The sequence below is a fragment of the Martinezella miluonensis genome (assembly GCF_900094545.1).
Taxonomy (GTDB): domain Bacteria; phylum Pseudomonadota; class Alphaproteobacteria; order Rhizobiales; family Rhizobiaceae; genus Rhizobium; species Rhizobium miluonense.
Window position 1 is genome coordinate 266,035 of the sequence record NZ_FMAH01000002.1, and the last position, 24,292, is coordinate 290,326.

Sequence of the window (24,292 nt, forward strand, 5' to 3'; positions counted from 1 at the left end):
ATGTATCGGTCTTCGCGCATCCAGACGGTCTCCGTCTGACTTTTCAAACTTAGATCATCGAACCTCTCTTCCCAGGATTTTTTTGAGATGCGCTTTACCATCAAGCTGAAATTGACTCTCGCATTCGGCCTCCTGATCCTGCTGTCGACCGGCATGTCCGTCCTGGCAATCATGAGCCTGTCCTCTCTCAACACAGCGGTTTCCGAGATCATCCAGGGCCCAGCCGCCAATCTGCGCAGTTCCGGCGATCTCTCCAGTGCCGTGTTGAACGCCATCCGCAACGAGAAGAATGCCATTCTCAACACCGATCCGCAGGCGATCGCCAATTACGTCAATGAGATTCACGTAAACGAGACGAAAATCGATCAGCTCCTGCAGACATTGTCCCAGAGCAAGGACGAGGCCGTCCTTGCCAGAACCAGGGAATTCTCGAAGCAGTTTCCGGCCTGGAAACAGGTGGACGAGCAAGCCCTGAAGCTGGCGACGGAGAACACGGACGAAAGCGACCGCAAAGCGGCGGAAATCTCCATGAATGAAGGCCGCAAGGCGACCGCGGTTCTCCTGGAGGCGGTCGACGGCATCAATCAGGCGATTGTTGCTAATCTGCAGGAGACCGACCAGGCAACCGATGCGCAATATGCCTTTGCGCGAAATCTTCTGCTCACCTCGCTGGCAGTCATGTTCGTGCTCTCGACTGCCGTCGCCATCTGGATTGCGCTCGGGATCAATCGCGGCCTGAAGAAGATCCAGACCGTCGCCGAAGGCGTGGCGATCGGCGATCTCAACCAGAATATCGAGATCAAGACCAACGACGAGATCAAGGATCTTGTCGACACTATCAACATCATGACTGGAAATCTGCGCAGCACAGCAACGATCGCCGACCAGATCGCCAATGGCGACCTGACGGTCAAGCCGAAGCCGATGTCGGACAAGGACACGCTCGGCGTTTCGCTCCAGTCGATGGTCGAGCGGCTGCGTGGTGTCGTTTCGGATGCGCTGTCGGCATCGGACAACGTCTCGTCCGGTAGCCAGCAGCTGTCGGCCGGCTCCGAGCAGCTGTCGCAGGGTGCGACCGAACAGGCTTCGTCCGCTGAAGAGGCCTCCGCCTCGATGGAAGAGATGGCCGCGAACATCAAGCAGAACGCCGATAACGCCGCCCAGACGGAGAAGATCGCGCGTCAGTCCGCCAAGGATGCGGAGATCAGCGGCCAGGCCGTCGACCGCGCCGTCAATGCCATGCGCACCATTGCTGAGAAGATCTCCATCGTTCAGGAAATCGCGCGACAGACCGATCTGCTTGCCCTCAATGCTGCTGTCGAAGCGGCCCGTGCCGGCGAACACGGCAGAGGCTTTGCCGTCGTCGCGTCCGAAGTGCGCAAGCTTGCCGAGCGCAGCCAGGCGGCAGCCGCCGAAATCTCAAGCCTCTCGGGCGAGACCGTCACGGTTGCAACCGAGGCCGGCGACATGCTGTCGCGCCTGGTGCCGGATATCCGCAAGACGGCCGAACTGGTCGCCGAAATCTCGGCGGCCTGCCGCGAGCAGGACATCGGCGCATCGCAGATCAACGAGGCGATCCAGCAGCTCGACAAGGTGACGCAGCAGAACGCCGGCGCTTCCGAAGAAATGTCGGCAACGTCGGAAGAGCTTGCCGCCCAGGCCGAGGAGCTGCAGGCTTCCATCGCCTTCTTCAAGGTCGATCAGGCCAATGCCCGCAAGGCGCAGACAGTCCACAACCCTGCCCATCAGGCGATGGGCGCCGCCAAGGCCAAGCCTTCAGCCAAGGCACCTGCAAGAGCATCGGTTGGCCGACCTGACAACAGCATTGCCGCGCAGCAAGCCCGTCTCAAGGGCTTCAGCCTCGACATGTCCATGGGTGGACCGGACGCCGATGACAACGATTTCAAGGAGAGCGCATAAATGGTCGCGATCGGCACCGAAGCTCAATATGTGACGTTCGGCCTCGGTGAAGAATGCTTCGCCGTTCCGGTCGAGGTGGTTCGCGAAATCCTGGACCATCAGGATGCCTTTCGTATTCCGCATGGGCCGGACTATCTGCTGGGCCTGCGCGACGTACGCGGCCAAGGCGTGCCGGTCATCGACCTGCGCCTCCGGCTTGGCATGTCCGCTACCGCCAAGACCCCGTATACCCGCATTCTGGTGATCGACATCCCGATCACCGACAAGGTGCTGACGCTCGGTCTGGTCGCCGATCGTGTTTTCGAGGTTACCTCGTTCAAACACCAGGCGATCGAAAGCGCCCCCGACATCGGGGTGCGCTGGCCCTCCGAGTATATTGCGGGCGTAGTGCGCAGGGAGAACGGCTTCGTTGTCATCATCGACCTCGCCAAGCTCTTCTCCTCCTCCGACAAGGTATCGTTGATGGGAGTAGGCGCTGGTCGAAGCGCTTCAGAATTTGCCGCCATTTGAGTGAGACCTAACGTGTCAGTGCAGGATGCAAGAGACTACAGTGAAAGGGGACTTAGCCGGCGAAACTTCGACCAGCTTGCCCGCTACATCTACGACTATAGCGGCATTAAGATGCCGCCGGCAAAACGCACCATGCTGGAGGGGCGATTGCGGCGTCGGCTGAGGGCGACGGGGATCGTCGATCTCGATGACTACTGCGACTATCTCTTCAAGCACGGCGGCATCGACCGGGAAGCCATTCACCTCATCGACGCCGTTACCACCAACAAGACGGATTTCTTCCGCGAGCCGAAGCACTTCGAGCACCTCGAACAATCCGCCCTACCCGAACTCGTGGCAGCCGGCCATAGCCGCCTGCGCATCTGGAGCGCCGCCTGCTCGGTTGGCGCCGAGCCCTACACGATCGCCATGGTGCTTGAGGACTATCGCGAGGCTCGCGGCACTCCAGACTACAGCATTCTTGCCACGGATCTTTCCACGGACGTCCTCAAGGCGGCGCGCAAGGGCATCTACCCGATTGGGATGATCGATCCGGTCGATCGCCAGAAACGGATCCGCTACATCATGGAGCCGCGCGATCCGCAACGCGGCGAAGTTCGCATCCATCCGAAGCTGCGCGCGAAGATCGGCTTTGGCCGTCTCAACCTGATGGACCGGGCCTACGAGATCGGCGACAAGGTTCATATCGTCTTCTGCCGCAACGTCCTGATCTATTTCGACAAGCCAACTCAGGAAAAGGTGTTGGCGAGGCTCTGCGAGAAGCTGGTGACGGGAGGCTTCCTCTATGTCGGCCACTCCGAGACGATCAGCGGGCTCAATTTGCCGGTGAAGCAGGTTGCCAACACCGTTTTCAGAAAGGTATGAGGTGCATGGCCAAGAAGATCCGTGTGCTCATCGTCGACGATTCCGCCAGCGTTCGACAGGTCATGACGCAGGTTCTATCGGCTGATCCCGATATCGAGGTCATGGGCGCCGCCGCCGATCCGTTCATGGCCGCAAAGAAGATCCAGGAAGAAATCCCCGACGTCATCACGCTCGATGTCGAAATGCCGCGGATGGACGGCATCACCTTCCTGCGCAAGCTGATGACGCAGCGCCCCATCCCCGTCGTCATGTGCTCGTCCCTGACCGAGGCAGGTTCGGAAACGTTGATGCAGGCGTTGGAGGCAGGCGCCGTCGATATCATCCTGAAACCCAAGATCGCCGCCGCCGACCATCTGGCGGAGGCAGCCGCGATGATCCGGGAAACGGTTAAGGGTGCTGCGGCAGCGCGGCTCGGAACGGCGCGCAAACGCGTGATCGCTTCGGCGGAGCCGACGGCCAAGCTGACCGCCGATGTCGTGCTGCCCCCGCCCACCGGCAGGGCCATGGCGAAGACCACCGAGATGGTCGTTTGCGTGGGAGCGTCCACGGGCGGCACCGAAGCGTTGCGCGAATTGCTGATGGCGCTACCGGCGAACACGCCCGGCATGGTCATCGTGCAGCACATGCCGGAGAAATTCACAGCTGCCTTTGCCAAGCGCCTGAACAGCCTTTGCGAGGTGGAGGTCAAGGAAGCGGAACATGGCGATGCGGTGTTACGGGGCCATGTGCTTATTGCTCCTGGCGGCAAGCATATGCTGCTGGAACGGCAGGGCGCACGCTATGTCGTTGCGATCAAGGACGGTCCGCTCGTCTCCAGGCATCGCCCCTCCGTCGACGTGCTCTTCCGGTCCGCCGCACGGTCTGCCGCAGGCAACGCCATGGGCGTCATCATGACCGGCATGGGTGACGATGGCGCGCGCGGCATGAAGGAGATGCACGAGGCCGGCGCCTTCACCGTCGCCCAGGACGAGGAAACATCCGTCGTCTTCGGCATGCCCAAGGAAGCGATCGCCCATGGCGGCGTCGACCGGACCGTGGCTCTCGATCAGATCGCCCGCGAAATCCTGGCCGCTGACAAGCGGCATTGACCTGTTATCAAGGCAGCGGCGGGGCCGGCCGGAAACTCATTCAAAATGGTTTGTTAACCATAAATGCGTAACGATCTCCCCAAGCCATGACAGCCCCTCGCCACCCCATTGAGTTGCCAAACCGATCAGCCCAGGGAGTCCCCATGGCCGTTCTGACCTTTGCCAATACCAAAGGCGGCGCCGGCAAGACCACCGCCGTCGTCATCGTCGCCTGCGAACTCGCCAGAATGGGCTTTTCCGTGGCCGTGCTGGATGCGGACCCGCAGTTGTGGATTTCCAAATGGCATGAGCGACTGGGCGACAGGGCACCAGCCTCGCTCTCGGTCGTCCCCTATGTGACCGCCGCCAATCTCGGCCAGCATGCGCGCAAGCTGCGCGATGAGGTCGATTTCCTGCTCATCGACCTGCCCGGCGCACGCAGCCCGCTGCTGGCCCAGGCGCTCGGCTATTCCAACTACGTACTCATTCCCGTGCAGGGCTCCGCCATGGATGCGGAGGGTGCGACTAACGTCATCGAGCTTCTGCAATATCTGGAAGACCGCGCCGATATCCGCATTCCGCACTCGGTCGTGCTGACGCGCGTCAATCCGATGGTGACGACACGCGCGCTGCAATCGGTGAAGGAACTGCTCTCCAGCCGGCGCGTGCATGTGCTGTCCACGCCGATCATCGAACGCGCCGCCTACCGCGAAGTCTTCGGCTATGGTCAGACCCTTTATTCCATCGCTCCGGAAAGCGTCAGCAATCTCGACAAGGCTCAGCAGAATGCGCAGGCTCTTGCTCAGGAGGTTCTGCGCCGGGTTCTGCCCTATAGCAGTCGCAGCGATCAGACCAAGTCTGAAAGCTTGAAGCTCTCGGCCTGACGCCCACGCCCATCAAAGGCACCAACCGCGGCGGGAAGAACCGACGTCGAGGCATCGTGACTTGACATGCGCGGCACAGGCCGAAACATGGCACGGCTTTGTATTTGCCGATCTCCTCAAACAGATAGGTGTGAAAAGTGCGCCCGTTCCTCCTGTTTCCCCTTTTGCTTTCGCTCGTTCCTTTTTCCACCGCGGCAGCCGAAACGCCGTGTGCCGACCTCGTCAACGGCAGCGAAGTCATTCAGCATGCGGATGGCTTTACTGTGTCCGAACTGCATGACGGCTGCGGCGTGACGAATGGACTTTTCAAGTCCGGCAGCCGACTGGGATGGACGTTTGAACATGCGGAAATGAAGGGCGACGATCTGGTTGCCTTCCTCAAGGCCATTACGACCAAGCCAGACCATATCCCCACCTGGGGGCGCTTCTCCGTCGAGGGCATACGCTTCACACCGCTGCTGGATAATGCTTTTGCGAACTACATTGCCACGGTCCAGCAATGGCCGATGGATATTTCCGGCTCATTTCACTTCGAACCCAAGGACGGCTATCTCGACATTCAGGAGCTGCAGCTCACCAATCTGCGGCTTGGCAAGGCGTCGCTATCGGCTGAGCTTACCCTGCCCAAGAACACGAATGTGCAAGCACTGGCCGAGGGGGGCTCTGCCGGCCTGACGCATTTGCGCTTCCGGCTCGACAATCAGGGACTGTTCGAGGGCATGGCCGTACCGTCGCTGGCCTCGTTTCTGCAGCAGATTGGCGGCTCGGACGATCCGGCGCAAGGCATCAACCAGCTGCGCGACAATGCCTCGACGGCGCTGCAGATCCTCCCGGACAGCCAGATCGACGCGGACTCGAAGAAGGCCCTGCTCCGCTTCCTGCAGGATCTTCCCCATCCCACTGGTTTCTTTACCCTCGATCTCGCCTTCGCCAAGCCGTTGCAGATCGGGTCGCTCGGTCTCGACGCCACACAGCTGGCGCAAACTGCCCTGGCGAGTGTCAGGATTTCGGTCAGCTACAAAGCTCGCTGATACGGCCAGCAACGTAGACCAGATCGACTTCACCTCACAGCCATTCAGCGCGAGATGAAGCTGGTCATCCTATGTGAGCCGACCGGTGCGGCTTCAAAGGCTGTGTCAGCAAACGGCATGGGTTAGCAAGCACTTCCCCACACTGCCGGCCTCCCCCTCAAAACGGGTCTTCGCGATGCAGGTCGTGGATCGCCACGGCGTCATCAGTCAGCGGCGGCAGCAGCCATTCGGAATGGCGTAGCGTGCGCTTGGTGTCCTCCAGCCCCATGTCCCAATGTTCGCGCATAGAGGTGCCGGAGAACTCGTAGTCTTTGGCATGACCTTCATAGTTCTTGTGCTGATAGATGAGGTGAACGATGTTGACCACGCCTGCATCGGAATAGTCGGCCATCAGCTCTTGCTCGTCCGGTGTCAGCTGGTCCTTCGGTACCCGCTTCAAGGCTCCCAGCAGCTTCATCTTCAGCCCGTGGATGCGCTTGAAATTGTCTGTATTCTGCCGGGTACGGCTCGAATACATGATGTCCTTGTGGCGCGACAGCACATCCGGCATGCTGCGCGGCAGGACACCGCGTGCGCTGAACAGATCCACCTGGAACACCAGCGAGCTGCGGTCTTCTTTCTGATCGAGCAGATATTGCAGCGGCGTGTTGGAGACGATGCCGCCGTCCCAGTAATATTCGCCTTCGATGCGGATGGCCGGCAAGGCGGGCGGCAAGGCGCCGCTCGCCATGATGTGTTCGGGGCCGATGCGGATATTGTCGGTATCGAAATAGACGAAGTTGCCGGTGCGGACATTCACCGCGCCGACGCTGAAGCGCTTCTTGCCGTCGTTCAGCACGTCAAAATCGATCAGCATCTCCAGCGTCTTCTCCAGCTCGGCGGAATCGTAGAAGCTGGTCGCACCTTCGGCACCCGGCAGCTCGAACCAGGGGTTCGGAAAGCGCGGCTTGAAGAAGCCGGGCTGCCCCATCGTCATGGTCATCCAAGAGCTGGTGCGGTTGCGGATATCGCGGAAGACATCGCCTTCCGGCGTGTAGGCCCAGATCTTGCGCCCGGAAATGATCTGCCAGAATTGCTCGAGGCGCTGCAGTCGGCGGCTCGGCTCATTGCCGGCAATGATCGCGGCGTTGACGGCGCCGATCGACACGCCTGAAAGCCAGGTCGGCTCGCATCCTGCTTCGGCCAGCGCCTGATAGACGCCGGCCTGATAGGCGCCGAGTGCGCCGCCGCCCTGAAATACGAGGGCGACGCGATCGTATTGCTCAGCAATTTCAGGGATTGTGGGCACTGCGGGCTTGGTGTTTCGTTCGAGCACGGTCCGTCTCCTGCAAGGGGCAAAAATAAGGCTCTGTTACCTGCGCTCAGCGAGGTAGTCGTGAACGACTTCGCCAAGGCCGAGCGTCAGATCCGCGGTGAAATGAACGGCGGAAACCACTTCGAGAACCGGCAGCCGCGCGACGTCGGCCATGACATGCGGACGGAGATCGAGTGCCGCCGGCGAAGTCCAGGCTTCCTTGATGGTGATATCGGTGAGGTAGTAGCGCACCAGCTCGCAGATGCGTGGCGTTGCGTCTACATGCGGCACGATCTTGATGAGGAAATTCGGTTCAGAGAGAGAGGCGAGCAGCGGCCCCTGATCGACCGGCTTGTGCTTGTAACCCATCGTTCCGGTCGCGCAGAGAACGCTGCCATAGTGCAGCGTGCCGACGATGACTTCACCTTCGTTGACGATCTTCGGATTGGCAAGCTTCTTCGGGAAGCCCCAGATCTCTCGGCCGCCGGTGATCGGCGCATCGTCGTCGAGATACATCGAATGGACATAGCCGCCGGCCTGGCCGCGATATCTGACCGGAATGACCTGCCCGGTCTCGGTATAGTCGCCGAAGCCGGTCGAGTCAGGCATGCGAATGAATTCGTACTTCACCAACGGCTCGTCGATTTCGAGCGGCGCGGGCACCACTGCCTCCAGCGCCTCGCGTGTCGTGCGGTAGGTGATGATGACGTATTCGCGATCGAAGAACCGGTAAGGCCCAGGAGGGTAGGAAGGATTGGTCAGCGGCATCGCATAGGCATGCTTGAGAATGTCTTCGACCTTCATCGTATTTTCCGTCGTTGGAGAAAACAGCCGGGCGCCCGCGACGAAAACTTGCACGGTTGCATGACAGTGAAGTGTCAGTTGCCGATGGTTGCCGCGGGCGCCCGACCGCACCTGTTATCAAAGCGACATATGACACTGGCAGTGTGCGCTCACCTCGGCATTTTCAATTTGCTCAACCTTGTCATAGAGATTGCGGGAGTTGCATCATGGGTTCGTTGACTTCGAAGAATGCACTGGTCACCGGTTCGACGAGCGGCATCGGGCTTGCGATCGCGCGCGCCTTTGCCGCCGAAGGCGCGAATGTCACCATCAACGGCCTCGGTGACGCCGACGCGATCGAAAAGGAGCGCGCCGCCATCGAAGCCGACTTCGGCGTGAAGTGCCGCTACTCCGGTGCCAACATGATGAACGGCGAGGAAGTCACTGCCATGGTGCGTGACGCTGAAGCCGCCTTCGGCAGCCTCGACGTCCTGGTCAACAATGCCGGCATCCAGTTCGTCGCCCCCATCGAGGAGTTTCCGGACGATAAGTGGGAAGCGATCATCCGCATCAACCTGCTTGCAGCCTTCTACGCCATCAAGGCCGCCATTCCCGGCATGAAGGCGCGCAAATGGGGCCGCATCATCAACACGTCGTCGGCGCATGCCCTGGTCGCCTCGCCGTTCAAGTCGGCCTATGTCTCGGCCAAGCATGGGATCACCGGCCTTACCAAGACCATCGCTCTCGAAGCCGCGCGGGACGGCGTCACCGTCAACTCCATCGCGCCCGGCTATGTCTGGACGCCGCTTGTCGAAAAGCAGATCCCCGAGACCATGAAGGCACGCAACATGACGGAAGAGCAGGTCAAGCACGACGTGCTGCTGGCCGCCCAGCCAACGAAGGAATTCGTGACCGTCGACGAAGTCGCCGCCATCGCCGTGTTCCTGTGCGGCGACGCCGCCAAGCAGATTACGGGCACGACGCTTTCCGTCGACGGCGGCTGGACCGCAGAATAATACCGAGAGATAGCCGGCGCATGTTCGCAGAACGTACGGCCCTTTGCGGTCGCAGGCCGCAGCAGAATCAATATGAAACAGAGCAGGAGGCGCGCAATGACCGACGAAACCCTGGACCCGCTCAGCTGCATCAAGGACGAGATCGTCGACAGCTTCGACGAAGAGCTTGAGATGCAGCTCGAGGAAGATCGCTTGGATGAGCTGGTCGCCGAAGGCCTTATCAGCGAGGGCGAGGCAACGCTGGACCGCCGGCTCTATTTCCGCGAACTCTTCCGCCTTCAGCATGAGCTGGTGCGCCTGCAGGACTGGGTACAGTACAAGAAGCTTAAAGTCGTGGTGTTGTTCGAGGGCCGCGATTCCGCCGGTAAGGGCGGCGCCATCAAGCGCGTCACCCAGCGTCTCAATCCGCGCGTCTGCCGCGTGGTCGCGCTGCCGGCACCGACCGAGCGCGAACAGCATCAATGGTATTTCCAGCGCTATACGGCCCATTTGCCCACCGCCGGCGAAATGGTGCTGTTCGACCGCAGCTGGTACAATCGCGCCGGCGTCGAGCGCGTCATGGGCTTCTGCTCGTCGGAGGAGCTGGAAGAATTCTTCCGCTCGGTGCCGGATTTCGAACGCATGCTGGTGCGTTCCGGCATCATCCTGATCAAGTACTGGTTCTCCATTACCGATGAAGAGCAGGAGTTCCGCTTCAGCATGCGCATCCAGGATCCGCTGAAACAGTGGAAACTGTCACCGATGGACCTGCAGAGCCGCGTGCATTGGGAAGAATACACCAAGGCCAAGGAAGAAATGCTGGAACGCACGCATATTCCCGAAGCGCCTTGGTGGGTCGTCCATGCCGTCGACAAGAAGAGGGCGCGCCTTAACTGTATCGCCCATCTCCTGAAGCAGATCCCCTATGAAGCCGTGCCGAAGCCGGAGATCATCCTGCCGGAGCGCATGCGCAACGCCGACTACCACCGCACACCGGTGCCGCCGGAAATGTACGTACCGGAAATCTACTGAGGAAATCGACAAGGCGAGCCCGCCTCGGGCGGCTCGCCGCCGGCGCAAAGACTATGGCGCGCAATCACCTCAACTAATGATATGATGCGAATCTAATGTTCGTGTCGTCGGCTGAGGAGACCGTCATGACTGCGCCGCATCCCTCGAAAACGCATATCGGTAATCACGCCCTTCACCCCGAAACCCAGATGCTGAACTATGGCTACGACCCGGAACTCTCCGAGGGCGCGGTCAAGCCACCCGTTTTCCTGACCTCCACTTTCGTCTTCAAATCGGCCGAGGATGGGCGCGATTTCTTCAACTACATATCCGGCCGAAACGAGCCGCCGAAGGGCACAGGCGTCGGTCTCGTCTATTCGCGCTTCAACCACCCGAACAGCGAAATCGTCGAAGATCGCCTTGCCGTTTACGAGCGAACGGAGAGCTGCGCACTGTTCTCTTCGGGCATGTCGGCAATTGCCACAACCCTGCTCGCCTTCGTTCGACCTGATGATGCGATCCTGCATTCGCAGCCGCTTTATGGCGGCACGGAAACGCTGATTGCCAAGACGTTCCTCAATCTCGGCGTTTCCGCAGTCGGTTTCGCAGATGGTGTCAACGAAGCCTCGGTAGCGGCGAGCGCGGAGGACGCGATGGCCAAGGGCCGCGTCTCGCTCATTCTCGTGGAAACGCCCGCCAATCCGACGAATAGCCTCGTCGACATCGCCATGATCCGCCGCGTTGCCGATGCCATCGGCGAAAAGCAAGGCCACACGCCGATTGTCGCCTGCGACAACACCTTGCTGGGGCCGGTCTTCCAGCGGCCGATCGAGCACGGTGCCGATATTTCCCTCTATTCTCTGACCAAATATGTCGGCGGCCATTCCGACCTGATCGCCGGCGCTGCACTCGGCTCCAAAGCTGTTATGAAACAGGTCAAGGCGCTGCGCGGCGCGATCGGCACGCAGCTCGATCCACATTCCTGCTGGATGCTCGGCCGCTCGCTGGAAACGCTGCAGATCCGCATGGAGCGGGCAAACAGCAACGCTCGAGCTGTCGCCGATTTCCTGCGTGACCATCCTAAGGTCGAGCAAATTCACTATCTCGCCTATGCGGATCCGGCATCGGCGGCCGGCCGGACTTTCGCCAAACAGTGCAGCGGGGCGGGCTCCACCTTCTCCTTCGACATCAGGGGCGGCCAGCCGGCTTCGTTCCGGTTCCTGAACGCACTGCAGATCTTCAAGCTGGCCGTCAGCCTGGGCGGTACGGAATCGCTGGCCTCCCATCCCGCGACGACAACGCATTCCGGCGTACCGATAGATGTTCGCCACCGCATCGGCGTGCTGGAATCGACGATCCGCCTGTCGATCGGGATAGAGCATCCAGACGACCTGATCGCCGACCTGGCAGCGGCCCTCGAAATCGCATGATTTTGGTATCTCGCTAAGCTGACAATGAGCGGCGGGGTGGCTCGGTATCGGGCGGCCACCACCGCCGTCAGTCGTCCGGCCAAGCTTCGATGTCCGGATCGACGACATAGTGCGACCCATCGTGCCAGACATAGGTGATGATAAGGTACTTGTTACCAAAGCCGGTGACGACCTCATAGCGGCACATCAAGCGGTATAGCCCTTTCTTGTCGCGAAGCATGCCCCGCTCGTCCGTGAAAAGACCCTCGCCATCGTCAACCTCTCCGATGACGTTCAACCCCGCATCCCCGCGCAATTTTCGAAAGGCAGCCTGGGCAATATCAAGGGGTGCGCATGCCCCCTCGATTGTCGGCGGTGCTCCGGTTTGATCCAGAACGACGTCCCATCGTCCGTTGTCGAACCTGAATGGCAGGCTATCGACGAAGTCGCGCCCTTCGGCCATCGTCGCGCAGAGGCGAACGGTCTCCGGCTGACCGAAAGCGGGAACACAGCCAAGAAGCTCGCGGATTCGGGGAGCGCCGGGTTTCACGCGATCCATGGCCTGCTGCAGTTGCGCCGTGGTCGGAAGGACAGGCAAAATCGCTTCGGGCGCGGCACGCGCTTGAGCCAAGGCCAAATTGATGCCCATGGCAAGCGCACAGGCCAGGAGAAAGACACGGGAAAGCAAAGTCCTTGGGTCCATCGCTCAGATCAAAGCAGTGCAGGCGCTCAAACTACGTCGCCGTTCGCGACGAGAGCAAGACATTCGGAGCCGGTGGTCAGCTTTCGAAATCGCCAAACACATCCTGCAGACGGGTCAGCAATTCGACACGCTCACCCACCTTGCCGCTCAGAACGACGATGATGTTGGCGAGAAGAAGATCCATCACGGCGGTCATGGTCGCCGCTCCATCCCAGAGCGGACCGTGCGAGCCGGGTATGACGAGCGAGATATCCGACACCTCTTTCGCCCAGGGGCAGAATTCATCCGTCAGCAGAATGACCTTCACGCCAGCGCGGCGTGCCTCCTCGGCGAGCGGTCTCGCCTTGGCGGCGAAGCGGCGAACATCGTGAAGGAAGAGCACGCGGCCCTCGACGGCGCCGTCGAGCAATTCGGCATAGGTGCCGTTCAACCCGTCCATGAAAGCGACGCGCGACCTTGTATAGGAGAGCTGGGCGGCGAAATACTGGGCGATGCCACGGACGTTCTGGTAGGCGGCAACATAGACTTCGCTGGCCGAGATCAGCGCATCGATGGTCTGCTGCCATTGCGGCGCGGTCGTCAGCTCATAGATCAAGCCGAGATTTTCGACCTGCTGCTGCAGCAACCCGGCGAGAAATTTGCCGTCGCGCAGGTCCTCCTGGAAACGATCCAGGGAGCCTTTGATCTGCCAGGCGGGATTGGAGCGGCTGCCGCGGCGCAGGGCCGCCTTGAGCTCATCGAGACCATCGAAGCCGAGCCGCCGCAGATAACGACCGACGGTCATCTGCGAGATCTCCAACCTGGCCGCAATGGATTTCGCTGTCTCGAAGGGAAGTTCTGCGATGTTGCGCTCGATATAGCTGGCTATCAGCTTGTCGGATTTCGACTTGCGCATTTCCGCGCTCTGCACAAGCTTCAATAGATCCTTCGACAATCTTCCCTCCGCTGAAGCTCCGCCCGGAACCGGGCGGAGTATCGCATCCTGACATTACTGCGCTGTCTTGACTTTCGTCCATACGCGATCGAATTGACGGAGCCCCGGTCCCAGATTCTCAAAGATCTGCAGACGCTTCATGGTTTCGTCAGTCGGATTGATTTCCTTGCTATTCTTGATGTTTTCCGGCGTCAATTGGCGAGCCGGCACATTGGGGGTGCCGTTCGTCTGCTGCGCGACATTCAGTGCAGGGACTTCCGGACGGGTATAGAATTGCAGGAACTTGATCGCGTTCGCCTTGTTGGGAGCCGTTTTCAGCACGCACATATCTTCCTGATACATGGTCGCGCCTTCTTCCGGAATGACGTAGCCGAGGTCCTTCGGATTGCCGAAGACGTTGATCATCGAACCGACGAAGAAGTGGGCAGCGGCAATGTCGCCGGACTCCACCATCGGGCGCGAGTCATAGGTGAAAGCTGCAACATAGGGCTTCATGTCGATGACCGTATCGGCCGCCTGCTGAAGGTCTTCCGACTTGGTCGAATTGACGGAGTGACCGTTGAGGATCAGGCCGACCCCGAGCACTTCACGCATATCGTCGAGCAACGTGAACTTCAGGTGCTTGGCCTTCACCGTTGCGACCAGATCCTTCCAGCCGGTGATATCCTTGCCGAGGACGCGGCGGTTGTAGAGAATGCCGACCGTGCCGAAGGCGTAAGGCAGGCAATACTCGCCCTTCGGATCGCTCTTGGCACGCAGGAACTTGGGATCGATGTTCTTGAAACCCTCATAGGTATTGATGTCGGTCTTCTCCAGAAGATTGAGCTTGGCCATGATCTCCTGCATGTGCACCGACGGGAAAACGATGTCGTAGCCGGTGGCGCCACCCTGGATCTTGGCAAGCATTTCCTCGTTGGAGGAGTAGGTCGACAGATTGACCTTGATCTTGCTTTCCTCCTCGAACTTCTGGAGCACGGCCGGATTGATGTATTCGCCCCAGTTATAAATATTGAGCTCGTCGGCAAGAACCGCAGTCGGCAGCAACGCCGTAAGCGCAACAAGACCCAGGCGTCTGAACACGCCTTTCAAAATCGTCATTTTGGTTCCCCTTGATAGGATTATTATCCCCTCGGCGCGCCAGGCTCGGCCTCTGTGGAAGCTGTAACCGACCGCGTTGAGGCCGTTGACTTCGACAGAAAAATGATATCAACATATCGAAATCGCGCAAGAGTTAATTTAATAACATTTCGGGGAACGAAGCATGCGAGATGCAATCGTGCGGCTGGTCTCAGCCGCAAAGGCCTTTCCGACTCCCGAGGGTCGGCAGGTCAAAGCGCTTGACGGTATCGATCTTGAAATCGGCCGTAATGAGTTCATCACACTTCTGGGACCATCCGGCTGCGGCAAGACCACGCTGCTGCAGGCGATCAGCGGCTTCGCCGAGCTTGATGCCGGCCGCATCGTGATTGACGGAGAAGACATGACGGATCGGCCGCCGTATCGTCGCCCGGTCAACACCGTCTTCCAGAACTACGCGCTTTTCCCGCACATGAGCGTCGGCGAGAATATCGGCTATGCCCTGGAGGCCGCCGGCGTCGGCAAGGCCGAACGGATCGAGCGGGTCCGCGCGGTGCTGAAGATGGTCGGCCTGGAAGACATGGAAAGCCGTCTGCCGCGGCAATTGTCGGGCGGCCAGCAACAGCGCGTGGCGCTTGCCCGCGCCATCGTGGCGCGCCCCAAGGTGCTGCTGCTCGATGAACCGCTTTCGGCCCTCGACCGTCACCTGCGCGAAGCCATGCAGCTCGAGCTGAAAAACCTACAGCACGAGCTAGGCATCACCTTCATCTTCGTGACGCATGACCAGCAGGAAGCCCTGACGATGTCCGACCGCGTTGCGGTGCTCAACGGCGGTCGGATCCAGCAGCTCGACTCGCCGCGACAGATCTACGACCACCCCGCCAACACTTTCGTCGCAAGCTTCATCGGTGCAAGCAACCTGTTCGAAGGGCGCAGCGACGGCCAGGATTTCGTCACCGGCGAAGGCACCGCGATCAGGCACGCACCGAATGTGGCAATTGCGGATAAGCAACCGGCAGTCGCGCTGATCCGCCCGGAGAATTTCTTCCTGGCCACCTCTACCAGCACTTGCCCGGCCATCGACGTCACTGTGGAGCAGATTGTCTATGTCGGCTCGTCCTTCGAAGTCTTCGGCAGAACGGCAGGCGGCCGCAAGCTTCTGGCCCATGTTCCAGCCGCCCAGCGCGCAGCGGTCGGCCTACTTGCTGCAGGCCAATCCGCACGCTGGCACTACGATCCGGCCAGCGTCCACCTGATCGCCGCGAGAGGGGAAGCCTGATGACCATTGCTGCGCGCCAGCGTTTCCAGCTCGGGCTGCTGCTCGGGCCGGTCACGCTCTTCCTCTTGATCTTCTTTATCGTTCCGCTCGGCATCATGGTGGTAACGAGCTTCCTGGCGCCGGGCCTTTATGGCGGCGTCGAATGGAGCTTCTATCCCGATAATTTCGGCCGCATCCTCGGCTTCGCCAATCCGGAATTCGAGGAATACGACCCGGTCTATATCGGCATCTTCCTTCGCTCGCTGAGGATCGCGGCCATGACGGTGGTGGCGACGCTTGTCGTCTGCTACCCGGCGGCCTTCTATGTTAGCCGGCTACCGGATAAATGGAAGAGCTTCTGCCTCTTCCTGATCACTCTGCCGTTCTTCTCCAGCCTGATCGTGCGGCTCTTCGTCTGGGTGATGATCTTGCGCCCGACGGGACTGATCAATAACGCACTGATAGCGACGGGCGTGATCTCGACGCCGCTGGAGATGATCTATACAGACGGCGCGATCATACTCGGCATGGTCTATGTCTTCATTCCGTTCATGTTCATGCCGGTCTATGCCAGCATCGAGAAGCTCGACTGGCGGCTCATTCAAGCATCGCTCGATCTCGGCGCCGGCCCGATCCGGACCTTCTTCCGTATCGTCCTGCCACTCACCACGCCGGGGATCATTGGCGGCTCCGTCATCGTCTTCATCCCCGCGCTCGGCAATTTCGTCGTGCCGGCCGTGTTGGGCGGCGCCAAGGTGATGATGCTCGGCAGCCTCATCGAAGCGCAGTTCCTTTCCGCCCGCAACTGGCCGTTCGGCTCGGCGCTCGCCATGATGGTCATGGCCGTGATGCTGGTGCTGCTCGTCGCCTATGTTATCGTCTCCGGCCGCCGCAACGCGACCGCAGCACTGACGGTATGAGGAGGGATTCATGAAGATCGCACGCACCCTCTTCAACGGCGGACTGGCACTTTACACGATGCTGTTCTTCGCCTTCATCTATATTCCGCTCGTCCTGATCGCCGTCTATTCGTTCAATTCGAACCCGGTCAACATGATGAGCTGGAGTGGCTTCACCACGGACTGGTACGCTAAGGTCTTCGGCTTCAAGACGGCCTCTTCCGAGAGCGCTCTCTATATCGAATCGACCGATCAGCTGATTGCTGCCGTCTTCAACAGCCTGAAGATCGCTATCTCCACCACGGCGATCTCGACCGTGCTCGGGACTGCCATGGCAATTGCGCTCCACCGGTTCAATTTTCTCGGCAAGCGCTTCTATCAGGTCGCCATGTTCATGCCGATGCTGATGCCCGACATCGTTCTCGGCATCGCGCTTCTGATCTTCTTCGTCAGCGCCGGCATAAAGCTCGGCCTGATGACCATCATTATCGGCCAATGCACCTTCCTGATCTCCTATGTCTTTATCGTCGTCTCGGCACGACTGGCAGGCATGGATCGGACGCTGGAAAATGCTTCGGCCGATCTTGGCGCCAACGAGTGGATGACGTTCCGCCGCGTGGTGCTGCCACAGCTCATGCCGGGCATCCTCGGCGGGGCGCTGCTTGCCTTCATCATCTCGATGGATGACCTGGTGATCACCTACTTCATCGCCGGCGTCGACGTCACGACACTGCCGATGTTCATCTTCGCCATGCTCCGTCGCGGCATCAAACCCGAGATCAATGCAATCGCGGTGATGATGCTGACCTTCTCCTTCCTCGTGGCCTCGCTTGGCCTTTATCTTCGCTCCCGGCAGAAATGACATGACCATAAAAACAAACCCCCGCAGACCACGCGGCCGCCAGCTTGGCCTGCCCTTTACCGGCCACACCGGCGCAAACAATGCCATCACGGACGTGGCCGGCATCGGCGTCGGCTTCCGCACCATCATCGAGGACGAGCCGCGTCCCGGCCGCCCGCGCCCGACGCGCACCGGGGTGACCGCCATCCTGCCGCATATGCACTCGGAGACACCCGTCCCCGTCTACGCCGGCGTCCATCGCTTCAACGGCAATGGCGAGATGACCGGCACGCACTGGATCGAGGACGGCGGCTATTTTCTCGGCCCTGTCGTCATCACCAATACCCATGGCGTCGGCATGGCACACCACGCCACCGTCAAATGGATGATCGACCACTATGCCTCGACCTACCAGACAGACGACTTCCTCTGGATCATGCCTGTCATCGCCGAGACCTATGACGGCGCGCTGAACGATATCAATGGAATGCACGTCAGCGAGGCCGATGTGCGCGCCGCGCTTGATAGCGTTGCGGCCGGCCCGGTGCAGGAAGGCAATTGCGGCGGCGGCACCGGCATGATTACCTACGGCTTCAAGGGTGGAACGGGCACGTCCTCCCGCATCCTCGAGTTCGATGGACGCAGCTACACGATCGGCACGCTGGTACAGGCCAATCATGGCCAGCGCGACTGGCTGACGATATCGGGCGTGCCGGTCGGTCGGCACATGCGGGATGGCACCCCGCAGAGCCAGCTTCAGGAGCGCGGTTCGATCATCGTCGTCATCGCCACCGACTTGCCGCTGGCGCCGCACCAGCTGAAACGGCTAGCACGGCGTGCCGCCATCGGCATCGGCCGCAACGGTACGCCGGGCGGCAACAATTCCGGCGACATCTTCCTGGCGTTCTCGACCGCCAATGCACATCCGATGGCGCACAAGGCCAACGGGCATCTGCCCCTGCAGATCGTCAATGACGAACCCCTCGACCCCGTCTATATGGCAGCCGTCGACAGCGTCGAAGAGGCCGTTGTCAACGCGATGCTGGCGGCCGAGGATATGGGTGGCACGCCGCATGATCGATTCCGAATCCAGGCCATTTCTCACGACCGGCTTGCCGAGCTGATACGGCAATATGGAAGGATGGAGCCGGAAAGGGCACATTCGTAGGCCGATAGATCTGCAAACAGATCGTCAGCGCCATTGGGTTTCCCGCGGCGCTGATCCCTTTTGCGACGGTGTGCCGGGCTCGACAAGCTCCCCCGTCGGAATAGGGGCCGCGGAAGTCTCCTCAACTCGTGGCACTATGCTTCGTTCGCCGCCGGAAACACGATGGGCACCGTCGCCTCGCCGCGGCACCGCGTCTGGACAAGGCCGTTATCGCGACCTGAGCTGGGCGATCGACAGCAGCAAGTCCGCACTCATACCGATATTGGACCCGCCTGTCAGGATCGCCGATCCCGGCGAATTCGTGTTCACGCCATTTGCCGCATCGTAAACGGCGGAGAAGCGCTTGAGCAGGTTGTTGACCTTGGCGGGATCATGCAAATCCTTCACCGGAAACAGCTTTTCCAGCATTTTGGCCTGACGGGTCACGTCCATATTGGACATGGCGGACGGCAAGGAGAATGTGGTTTTGATCACATTGTAGAGCGCTGGATCCGCCATGATATCGTAGACGGAATTGACCTGCGGCGCCTTTCGCTGGAAGTAGAGCGCCAGCCGGATGCCGTCGTTGGAAGCACCCTGCTGAGATTCCAGGCTTTGATGGAGATAAAGATCGTCCGTGGCAAGACGCGTGCCCTTGTTTTGGCTCGTCGATATCTTGGAGTTGGTCAGATTCCCCTTGGAGTCGAAATTGAAGACACTGACCATCGCCTTGAACTTCTGACCGGCCGGCGAGTTCAGGAATCCCTTCGCATCCTCCGGATCGGAGGTGAAAGCCTTCTTCAGTGTGTTCTTGTCGACTGTCTTGGGATCGATGTTGTTGGCGACGAGGATGAAATCCGTCAGCTTCTTGTCCGCCAGAAGATCGTCGACGCTCTTGACCTTGCCGATCGACTTGATGAAATTGTTGGCCGCGTCCTTCACATCCTTGACGGCCTTTTCCCGCATCTGGCCCGTCAATCCGAAGGTCTTTGCCTTGGAATAGGCCGATACGAAGCTGTTCATCGAGGCGAGTGGCAGAGCCTCGACAGCCGGGCGAAGATGGCCTTTGCTGTCGAAATTAAACGCCTTCGCGAGATCGACAAATCTCTGGTCCTTGAGGGATCCGACATAGCTCTTGCTGTCGTATGGATCGCTCTCCAGTATCTTTCGCAGCTGCTCTCTCGACAATTCGTTCTTGTCTATCCCGTAGGCCCGAAGCGCCATCTCCTGCACAGTCGGAAGATCTTTGGACTGAAAGTCGTTGGCGGCGAAGAAGTCGTTGATCGTCTTTATCTTGCCGACCACCGCGGCGTAGTGGGTTTCGGCGTCCTTGAACAAGGTCTGCCGGGCATCCGCATAGTGCGCCATGTATTTATCGGAGGTCGTCTTGATGCTGGCGTCCGTCTGCGCCGGCTGGCCGGCGGGAAGCGATCCGTCCGGCGAAAAATTGAACGCGGAAACCATTTCAGTCATTCCGGTCACGAACGCATAGTTTTTGTCGGAAACGGCCAGGCTGAATTGCTTGGCCGTGACTTTCGAATTCACCCCGAAAGCGCTCTTTACGTAGGAGAACAGTCTGTTATCGCCGGTGATGTCATCAGCCGATCGGACCTTCCCAATCTGCTGGTGATAATACTGGTCGTTGCTGGTCGCCGAAGCCAAGGTGGTCAGGGTCGGCACCGTGTTATCGTAGCGGGATATCAGCGCCTCTTTCTGCTGTGCCGTTTGGGCGGTGGCGCCGGAAAGCGTGCCATCCGGCTTGAAGCCGAATTCCGAGGCGATCAGCTTGTATGTTGCCTGGGCCGAAGTCGACGAGAAATTGCTCGCTGTATTGACGAAGCTGTTGGGATCATTGAGATCGCTGGTCAGAACAGACTTCAGGAAGCTCTTCGATATATGGGTCGCATCGAGACCATGAGCGGTAAGCACATAATCCCGCATCCTGGTACTGTTGACGATATCATCGACATTCGTCGCCTTGTCGATCCACGAGCTGTAAAATGCGCTCTCCTTCTTCGCCAACGTCGCTTCGTTGGCGAAAGACCGCTCGTAAAGACCGATGGTATCGTTCTTCTGCGCGTCGCTTTGAGCCGCTGGCTTGGTGGAATTGGCGGTGAAATTGAAGGCAGCCGCGAATTGCCGATAGCGATTGTCGTTGAGCTTGTTTGCAAAGCTGCTGCTGTTGCTGAGATCGCTCGTCAGCACCTTCTTCATGAAGGCTTTGGCGTAGGTCATGTCCTCGAGGCCGTAGGCCTTCATCGCATAGCTGTATAGCTTTTGATCGGCGAGGAATTCGTCGACGTTTTTGATCTTGCCGATGTGAGTATCGTAATACTGCTGGTCACTTTTGACGCTGGCCTGCTTGGCGACACGCGCAAGCGTTGTCGCCATGTCCTTTGTCGCAGTCACGTAGCCGAGATACGTTGAAATCATGGATCGCCCCCACAGCGCGCAATTCACCAACACTAGCCCCGATGCACACAATCGCAACCAGACCTTGCGCGAGGCTAGATCGACAATCTCTGGGCCTGTTCGCTATACCGCTGGCTGTCTTAAGGCTGTCTAAAAGGCCGCATCTGCCGACAATGGAAGAATGCACCTGGCCGGCTCACATGGAGGCGCAAAATCCGAAGAGCAAGGTTTTCGGTTAAGAATCAACCGATCATGGCCTGCCCGGAGGTGCTGCCTCAGAGTGCATCCGAACTTGGCTCCGGCAGCAGCGCAGACTCACGGCCATGACTGGGTATATCCCTGAATTCCGCGATTACTGTACGAGGACCGGCTGCATGCAGCGGGCATCGGTGACTTGTATATCGGCCTGCCCGATGCCGATGCCGAGGAGCCCCAGCAGGTTGTAGAGGAGCTGGTCGAGGGGCGCAGTGACGGCGGAAAGCGTGTCAGCAACTCCCGACAGTACCCCGCTCGGCGTCCCGATCGTCAGGATGAGCAGCTGGATGCTGATGTTGGCGTTCTTCAAGAGGGACTGGACCAGGGATGTCGTGATATCCCTGGTCGAGACCGTTTTGATCGTACCGGCCGAGATTTCCGAGGGCTGATAGGTCAGCCGCGTGGGGCTCATGTTGGCGATGTCGATCTGGGCGCTTGCAAGGACCCTCAGCAGCAGGGAATCGATGATGGCTGCCTGCGTGACCCGCGGTTTAGTGCCGAAATTGACGAAGGCGGAGGTATCCACGTCTCCCAGCGCTATCTCGGCGACGCCAGGCACGGCATCAACGCCGACGACCGCATTGGGCATATTTCCACCCACACAGGTGATCGAAGCCAGCCTGGCCTCGGCGGGAGCAACCTCAACATAGAGCGGCACCCGGAGCTTCAGCCCCGCGATCGCAGACAATCCCGTCACCGAAACTTCGATGGCGGCACGCACCTGCGGCGTACGGATGGTGGTGCCCGGCGCGCCGACCGCAGCGGACGGTGTCTGCTGTGCCATCTCGCCGATCGCCAGCGTCAATTTGGCCGTGGCAAGACTGGGCAGTGCAACCCCGAGATCGACAGCAATCTGCTTTTGCTGATTGGCCGCCATTGCGGTCAGGGAGAGGAAGCTCATCAGGCTGATATTGGAGGTCAGGTTCGGTCCTGTGCCGATGATATTTTTGCCCTCGGGGCCGAGGTTCAAGATATCCTGGAGCTTGACGGTGAGCTTCGTCGTGCCGAGCGATTTGCCCAAGCTGTTGATAATGCGAATGACCGCGGGCGACAAGTTGGTTGACTTGCCGAGCGCACCTAGAAGCTTGTCGTAGGGGACATCGGTCGCCAGGAGATCGTTGTAGCTGCCCGCCGTGAGATTGAGATCGGTCGCCAGAAGATTGAGGTAGCTCAGGAGGTTTACGTTCGCAGAGATGAGCGACTGATAATCGACGAGATTCAGAGATATCTGCGTTCCTAGAAGAGAACCCAGGAGCTGGTTCAGAATGCCGCCATTGAGACTGGCGAGCCGTGATCCAATGGAAAACGCTGCCAAACGCTCGCTGGAGGCGGTGCCTGTGGCGCTTAGCGTCGGCGCTGTGGCAAAGGCGGAAGCGAAGGGCATCACGGCCTGTTGCGTGAGCGTCACTCTGACGGAATCATAGGGGGCGCTTCCTGATGAAGAAAAGCGGCTCTGGGGCGCGATCGATGCGTCAGCCGTGTAGGTTCCGAGAACCATGTTGGCGAGCGTTTCATATTGACCTGAATTGGCCGAAGCCGTCGAAATGGTCCCGTTGGACGTCAGATAGCTGGTGCCCGAAGCAAGAGCTGCAGTCGTTCCGTTGGACTGGAGATTGTTAAGAAGCGCGGTATTGGCGTTCGTAATATCGGAAGCGGCCGTGATTGCGCCGATGTCGCTGAGCTGCTGCAGGCGCTGCTGCTGCAGCGTCATCATGCCGTAGTCGATACCGAGACCAAGGCAATAAAGGATCAGGGGCGAGACAAGCGCCGTTGTGATGGCAACATTTCCCCTCCGGTCGCGGCAAAAGGCGAGCCGCCTGAGAAATTCTTTCATTACATTCCCCCGATCCTGATCGTGGAATAGCGGCGGATGGTCTGATCGGGCATGGCGAAGGTGTAGAGATTCCAGATCGGGAGGGCGGAGGCATCGTAGCTGGCGCTGACGGTAAACTGGTTCGCATTGGTCGGGTCGGTCGCGACCGTGACGGTCAGCTTGTCCTTCGTCAGGAATGCGTCGTTGATCGTCGAGCGATTGACGTAATCCTGAACGAGTTGCGTCCGCTCACTCGAAGAAATACCTGCGATCGCGGTGCGTGCAGCGTCGGCCGTAAGCTGCTGCAGGGAATGGGCGGCAGTGAGATAGATGGCAAAGGCAACGAGCGTTAGGAGCAGAAGGACAAAGAGCGGCGCGATGAGGGCAAACTCGACTGCGGCCGCGCCCCCTTCTGCCCTATTGAAATCAGAAACACGAGCCATGATCCTGTCTCCTCCAATCGACTGCTCATCCGTGATGATGACGATCGAGGAAACCTTAGATTGCGGATGTTAATTTTATATTTCTAAATATACTATTTTCTAATGTTTTTACATCTAAAGGACGTTGGTTTGATTGATAAAAATGGTGTCGTCGCAATGACTTGGCCGCATTTTCCGAGAGAATCCGATCTTTTATACCGGCCAATAAGTCGCTGAGATCAAAGGCCCCGCAGCTGGGGAACTTTCTCCGCTCATAGGTTGCTCCACCGGCGCTTGGCCGCATCGAAATAATAGGGGGCGACCCTCCACGGATGTCTTGAAGGCAAGGGGCGATATGCACCCGCGCAAGGCTATGAGGCAGAGTAAGAAAGAAGAGCGCCGCCACTCGATTGGCGATTTGGACGTTCCGGTTGTAATTGGCCCTGACAGGGATGGTCAGGATACCGTGCGGCCTCGACGATACAGCTCGCGCGACGCATCACAGGCCGATGGCATATCGGGTGAGCACCCGGATGCCGGCATGAGAACGATCTATTTCTTCTTCGGCACCAGATCCCAGCCGCCTTGCGTATTCTTCACAAAGCGGCGATTGCCCTTGTAGTAGCTGACGGCGCCTGTCCGATCCACCTTGATCGCAGTGGGCAGCAATTGCGCCGCCGCCTTCAGGCGTTCGACCATATCAAACGCTTCCTGCCGTTTTCCCGCACGGATCAGCGCCATCAATCTGGACTCTCGCTTCATC

The 24,292-nt window shown here is 59.5% G+C and carries 22 protein-coding genes; 13 read left to right on the forward strand and 9 right to left on the reverse strand.

The window, feature by feature from the left end:
- Nucleotides 1–87 precede the first annotated feature (87 nt).
- The 6 genes from GA0061102_RS03640 (at nucleotide 88) to GA0061102_RS03665 (ending at nucleotide 6,276) form a co-directional block, all read left to right on the forward strand.
- Complete coding sequence (locus tag GA0061102_RS03640; protein ID WP_092844105.1) at nucleotides 88–1,920, forward strand: methyl-accepting chemotaxis protein; 1,833 nt, start codon at nucleotides 88–90, stop codon at nucleotides 1,918–1,920.
- A complete protein-coding gene (locus tag GA0061102_RS03645) occupies nucleotides 1,921–2,430 on the forward strand; it encodes a chemotaxis protein CheW (protein WP_092844107.1) in 510 nt (169 codons plus the stop codon). It abuts the gene before it with no gap.
- Nucleotides 2,431–2,442: 12 nt separating this feature from the next.
- Complete coding sequence (locus tag GA0061102_RS03650; RefSeq protein WP_245297909.1) at nucleotides 2,443–3,294, forward strand: CheR family methyltransferase; 852 nt, start codon at nucleotides 2,443–2,445, stop codon at nucleotides 3,292–3,294.
- A 5-nt stretch (nucleotides 3,295–3,299) separates the two neighbouring features.
- Nucleotides 3,300–4,382 (forward strand): protein-glutamate methylesterase/protein-glutamine glutaminase, encoded by a 1,083-nt coding sequence (locus tag GA0061102_RS03655; protein WP_092844111.1) that lies wholly within the window; start codon nucleotides 3,300–3,302, stop codon nucleotides 4,380–4,382.
- 143 nt (nucleotides 4,383–4,525) lie between these two features.
- Nucleotides 4,526–5,245, forward strand: a complete 720-nt coding sequence (locus GA0061102_RS03660) for a ParA family protein (protein ID WP_092844113.1) — start codon at nucleotides 4,526–4,528, stop codon at nucleotides 5,243–5,245.
- A gap of 137 nt (nucleotides 5,246–5,382) precedes the next feature.
- Nucleotides 5,383–6,276 (forward strand): hypothetical protein, encoded by an 894-nt coding sequence (locus tag GA0061102_RS03665; protein WP_139115019.1) that lies wholly within the window; start codon nucleotides 5,383–5,385, stop codon nucleotides 6,274–6,276.
- Between the two features lie 157 nt (nucleotides 6,277–6,433).
- On the opposite strand, the gene GA0061102_RS03670 is transcribed toward GA0061102_RS03665, so the two are convergent.
- Nucleotides 6,434–7,591, reverse strand: coding sequence for a patatin-like phospholipase family protein (locus GA0061102_RS03670; protein WP_092844117.1), 1,158 nt, complete (start codon nucleotides 7,589–7,591; stop codon nucleotides 6,434–6,436).
- 36 nt (nucleotides 7,592–7,627) lie between these two features.
- Entirely contained in the window at nucleotides 7,628–8,374 is a 747-nt protein-coding gene (locus GA0061102_RS03675; RefSeq protein ID WP_092844119.1) for an acetoacetate decarboxylase, read from the reverse strand.
- 206 nt (nucleotides 8,375–8,580) lie between these two features.
- Between GA0061102_RS03675 and GA0061102_RS03680 the strand changes: the two genes are divergently transcribed.
- The 3 genes from GA0061102_RS03680 to GA0061102_RS03690 all read left to right on the forward strand — a co-directional run bounded on the left by GA0061102_RS03680 (nucleotide 8,581) and on the right by GA0061102_RS03690 (nucleotide 11,789).
- On the forward strand, nucleotides 8,581–9,369 hold the full coding sequence (locus GA0061102_RS03680; RefSeq protein ID WP_092844121.1) for a 3-hydroxybutyrate dehydrogenase: 789 nt from the start codon (nucleotides 8,581–8,583) through the stop codon (nucleotides 9,367–9,369).
- Nucleotides 9,370–9,465: 96 nt separating this feature from the next.
- Nucleotides 9,466–10,380, forward strand: a complete 915-nt coding sequence (gene ppk2, locus GA0061102_RS03685; protein ID WP_092844123.1) for a polyphosphate kinase 2 — start codon at nucleotides 9,466–9,468, stop codon at nucleotides 10,378–10,380.
- Between the two features lie 125 nt (nucleotides 10,381–10,505).
- Complete coding sequence (locus GA0061102_RS03690; protein ID WP_092844260.1) at nucleotides 10,506–11,789, forward strand: cystathionine gamma-synthase family protein; 1,284 nt, start codon at nucleotides 10,506–10,508, stop codon at nucleotides 11,787–11,789.
- Between the two features lie 67 nt (nucleotides 11,790–11,856).
- On the opposite strand, the gene GA0061102_RS03695 is transcribed toward GA0061102_RS03690, so the two are convergent.
- The 3 genes from GA0061102_RS03695 to GA0061102_RS03705 form a co-directional block, all read right to left on the reverse strand.
- Nucleotides 11,857–12,471, reverse strand: coding sequence for a hypothetical protein (locus GA0061102_RS03695; RefSeq protein WP_092844125.1), 615 nt, complete (start codon nucleotides 12,469–12,471; stop codon nucleotides 11,857–11,859).
- 76 nt (nucleotides 12,472–12,547) lie between these two features.
- Nucleotides 12,548–13,405, reverse strand: a complete 858-nt coding sequence (locus GA0061102_RS03700) for a MurR/RpiR family transcriptional regulator (protein WP_092844127.1) — start codon at nucleotides 13,403–13,405, stop codon at nucleotides 12,548–12,550.
- Nucleotides 13,406–13,459: 54 nt separating this feature from the next.
- A complete protein-coding gene (locus tag GA0061102_RS03705) occupies nucleotides 13,460–14,503 on the reverse strand; it encodes a polyamine ABC transporter substrate-binding protein (protein ID WP_092844129.1) in 1,044 nt (347 codons plus the stop codon).
- Between the two features lie 163 nt (nucleotides 14,504–14,666).
- Between GA0061102_RS03705 and GA0061102_RS03710 the strand changes: the two genes are divergently transcribed.
- Genes GA0061102_RS03710 through GA0061102_RS03725 form a run of 4 tightly spaced genes read left to right on the forward strand, consistent with a single transcriptional unit; the run spans nucleotide 14,667 to nucleotide 18,648 of the window.
- Entirely contained in the window at nucleotides 14,667–15,761 is a 1,095-nt protein-coding gene (locus tag GA0061102_RS03710) for an ABC transporter ATP-binding protein (RefSeq protein WP_092844131.1), read from the forward strand.
- A complete protein-coding gene (locus GA0061102_RS03715; RefSeq protein WP_092844133.1) occupies nucleotides 15,761–16,660 on the forward strand; it encodes an ABC transporter permease in 900 nt (299 codons plus the stop codon). The genes GA0061102_RS03710 and GA0061102_RS03715 overlap by 1 nt, the downstream gene beginning before the upstream one ends.
- A gap of 10 nt (nucleotides 16,661–16,670) precedes the next feature.
- The gene (locus GA0061102_RS03720) at nucleotides 16,671–17,501 is read left to right on the forward strand and encodes an ABC transporter permease (protein ID WP_092844135.1); all 831 of its coding nucleotides are present in this window, start codon (nucleotides 16,671–16,673) and stop codon (nucleotides 17,499–17,501) included.
- 1 nt (nucleotide 17,502) lies between these two features.
- Entirely contained in the window at nucleotides 17,503–18,648 is a 1,146-nt protein-coding gene (locus tag GA0061102_RS03725; RefSeq protein WP_092844137.1) for a DmpA family aminopeptidase, read from the forward strand.
- Nucleotides 18,649–18,855: 207 nt separating this feature from the next.
- Here GA0061102_RS03725 and GA0061102_RS03730 read toward each other — a convergent pair whose 3' ends face one another.
- The 4 genes from GA0061102_RS03730 to GA0061102_RS03745 form a co-directional block, all read right to left on the reverse strand.
- Nucleotides 18,856–21,060 carry a DUF1217 domain-containing protein gene (locus GA0061102_RS03730; protein WP_092844139.1) on the reverse strand — a complete coding sequence of 735 codons (2,205 nt, stop codon included), beginning with the start codon at nucleotides 21,058–21,060 and terminating at the stop codon, nucleotides 18,856–18,858.
- A 331-nt stretch (nucleotides 21,061–21,391) separates the two neighbouring features.
- Nucleotides 21,392–23,128, reverse strand: a complete 1,737-nt coding sequence (locus tag GA0061102_RS03735; protein WP_092844141.1) for a pilus assembly protein TadG-related protein — start codon at nucleotides 23,126–23,128, stop codon at nucleotides 21,392–21,394.
- Nucleotides 23,128–23,550 (reverse strand): TadE/TadG family type IV pilus assembly protein, encoded by a 423-nt coding sequence (locus GA0061102_RS03740; protein WP_092844143.1) that lies wholly within the window; start codon nucleotides 23,548–23,550, stop codon nucleotides 23,128–23,130. Before GA0061102_RS03740 ends, GA0061102_RS03735 begins: the two co-directional genes overlap by 1 nt.
- A gap of 531 nt (nucleotides 23,551–24,081) precedes the next feature.
- A complete protein-coding gene (locus GA0061102_RS03745; RefSeq protein ID WP_245297910.1) occupies nucleotides 24,082–24,270 on the reverse strand; it encodes a hypothetical protein in 189 nt (62 codons plus the stop codon).
- Nucleotides 24,271–24,292 lie beyond the last annotated feature (22 nt).